This is a genomic window from Eubacterium ramulus (assembly GCF_003122485.1).
Taxonomy (GTDB): Bacteria; Bacillota; Clostridia; order Lachnospirales; family Lachnospiraceae; genus Eubacterium_I; species Eubacterium_I ramulus_A.
Genome location: NZ_JRFU01000025.1, coordinates 1 through 2,649 on the forward strand (window position 1 = coordinate 1; position 2,649 = coordinate 2,649).

Annotated in this window: 3 protein-coding genes; all 3 read right to left on the reverse strand. The window is 45.0% G+C overall.

Annotation, left to right across the window (positions count from 1 at the left end):
* Window positions 1–128: 128 nt before the first annotated feature.
* Window positions 129–947, reverse strand: a complete 819-nt coding sequence (gene dapF / locus LG34_RS02590) for a diaminopimelate epimerase (RefSeq protein ID WP_109214743.1) — start codon at window positions 945–947, stop codon at window positions 129–131.
* Window positions 948–1,118: 171 nt separating this feature from the next.
* Window positions 1,119–1,667 carry an ANTAR domain-containing response regulator gene (locus LG34_RS02595; RefSeq protein ID WP_109214744.1) on the reverse strand — a complete coding sequence of 183 codons (549 nt, stop codon included), beginning with the start codon at window positions 1,665–1,667 and terminating at the stop codon, window positions 1,119–1,121.
* Window positions 1,668–1,685: 18 nt separating this feature from the next.
* On the reverse strand, window positions 1,686–2,649 hold a 964-nt coding region (locus LG34_RS02600), incomplete at its 5' end, for a glutamine synthetase family protein (protein WP_181369266.1).

Consider the following 2,649-nt stretch of genomic DNA (forward strand, 5'->3'; position numbering starts at 1 on the left):
CATGCAAGCATGATCATTACCTGAATACATGTGATGAGTGAACTGTAACCCGTAACATAAACAAACGGAAACTTTCTCTGAAAATCTGCATATTTTTCCAAAGGAACGTTCTTTTGCAGGCATACTCATCATCCTATTTTCACTTCCCCGGAAAAAATTTCTTCTGCCGGTCCGGTCAGATACAAATGCCTGCTTCTGGTTCCATAAGTCACCCGCAGTTCTCCACCCGGAAGTACCACAACAACTGACATTGCACATTTTCGCATCCTCATTGCCGCGGCTGCCACTGCACAGGCCCCGGTTCCGCAGGCTTTTGTTTCCCCGCATCCACGCTCCCAGACACGCACAAAAATATGTCCTGCATCCTGTATCCATGCAAATTCCACATTTGTTCCATTTGAAAATGCCGGATGATGCTCCATTTCCGTTCCATACACTTCCATTGGAATCTGATCCAGTTCCTCTTTCTTATTCAAAAAAATGACACAATGCGGATTTCCCATAGAAACACCGGTATAAGAAAAACGGGCAGATATGTGCTCTGGCACAAATTCAGGTGTGCCCATATCCACCCGAACTGCTGTTACAGCCACTCTGTCCGTTCCTTTATCTAAACGCAACTGACGCACACCGGCGTCCGTTTCGATTCTAAGATTCTCCTGTTCTGTTTTTCCATGGTCAGATACATATTTTCCGATACATCGAATACCATTTCCGCACATCTGCGCCCGGCTTCCATCCGCATTACAGATCAGCATCCGAAAATCTGCCACCTTTGATGGCAGCACACAGATCACTCCATCCGCTCCGATCCCATAATGACGGTCACAAAGCTTCTGTACCCGTTCTGCATTCAGCCATACTGGAGCGTGTTCACTGTCCCCATTTTCAAGACAATCAAAAATCAGAAAATCATTTCCAAGACCATGCATTTTAACAAATTTCATAGAACCTCTCCCGGAATACATGCCTGTATGCCAATGATCAAAGTACATACAGGCTCTTTCTCTCAACTATATGTTATTCTGCGAAAAAGGTTCCTGATCACTCCCCGCCTATCGCACCGGGAGTCTTCTCATCTCTATATGTATTATCACTTTTTTACGCCATCAAAGCTGTTACTGATCCAGCATACCAAGAATCATCTGTGCCGTTTCTGTAAAACTGGTTCCATTATCCATACTGGTCTTTTGCAGGTAACGATGTGCTTCGTCTTCCGTCATTTGATTTCGTTCCATCAGAATCGCCTTTGCCCGATCCACCAGTTCCTGTTCTTCTTTCGTTCGTTTTCGTGGAGCCTGACGGCGCTTCCGCCGTTTCCGTTCCAGATTGTACGAAACCATTTCTACCGTAGATAACAGTTCGTGGATTTTCAACGGAACTGCCAGCCCAACAATTCCCGGTGTCCCGTTTTCCACCCACTGATCCTTCGTGGAGATCACGATCGTATCAAATCCCGGTGGCAGACATTCCACCAGTTCCTGATAGATCATATCGGAAAGCTTGTAAGTACAGACGACAATGCCATCCTGCAGACCATTTGCTTCCTGGATCACCTGCGCACCATTCGTACAGACACACACAACCTGATAACCGTTTCTGACCAGTACATTCTTAATGTTTTTTCCGTTTTCTGCTTTCGGAAATGCAACAATTATCCTTGTCAAAACTCAACCATCCACCTTTTAGAATTTGTCCAGATACTCATCTACTTCCCACTGTGTCACAGCTCTGCAATACCGATCCCACTCATCTTTCTTGGAATTGATATATACGTTACTGATATGTTCTCCAAGCACATCCTGAATAAATGCATCCTGTTCCATCGCCTCTACTGCATCACTCAGATTTGTCGGCAGTGATTTGATATTTCTCTCTGCTTTTTCTTCCTCAGACATGCTAAAAATATTCTTCTGAATATTCTCCGGCGGAGTAATTTTATTCTTCATTCCGTCCAGACCTGCTGCCAGACACAGCGCAATCGTCAGATACGGATTTGCCGCACAGTCCGGGCTTCGAAGCTCAATACGTGTGCCGCCGCCCACTGCAGACGGAATACGGATCAGCGGACTTCTGTTTCTCACAGACCAGGTAATATGAAGCGGAGCCTCAAATCCGGAAACCAGACGTTTGTAAGAATTTACCAGCGGATTTGTGATCGCTGTCATTTCATAAACATGTTTCATCAGACCACCAATAAAATAATAAGCGTCCTGGCTCAGTCCAAATTTATCATTCTCATCAGCAAAAATATTTTTGCCGTCTTTTCTCAGAGACATATTGATATGCATTCCGGAACCGCTGACACCACTCTTTGGCTTTGGCATAAATGTTGCATGCATACCATGACGTTTCGCAATGGTTTTGACTGCCAGCTTAAATGTCATAATGTTATCTGCCGCATGCATCGCCGGCTCATATCTGAAATCAATCTCATGCTGTCCCGGAGATGCCTCATGGTGGGATGCCTCAATCTCAAATCCCATATCTTCCAGCGTCAGAACCATATCACGTCTGGCATTTTCGCCATGATCGTTTGGTCCCATCTCAAAATAACCTGCTTTTTCTGTTGTGTCTGTTGTCGGACAGCCGTTATCGTCCGTATTAAACAGGAAAAATTCACATTCCGGTCCCACATCAAACACATAT

Coding starts and splice junctions, on each gene's coding strand:
- dapF (WP_109214743.1), bottom strand. CDS start 947: ATGAAATTTGTTAAAATGCATGGTCTTGGAAATGATTTTCTGATTTTT.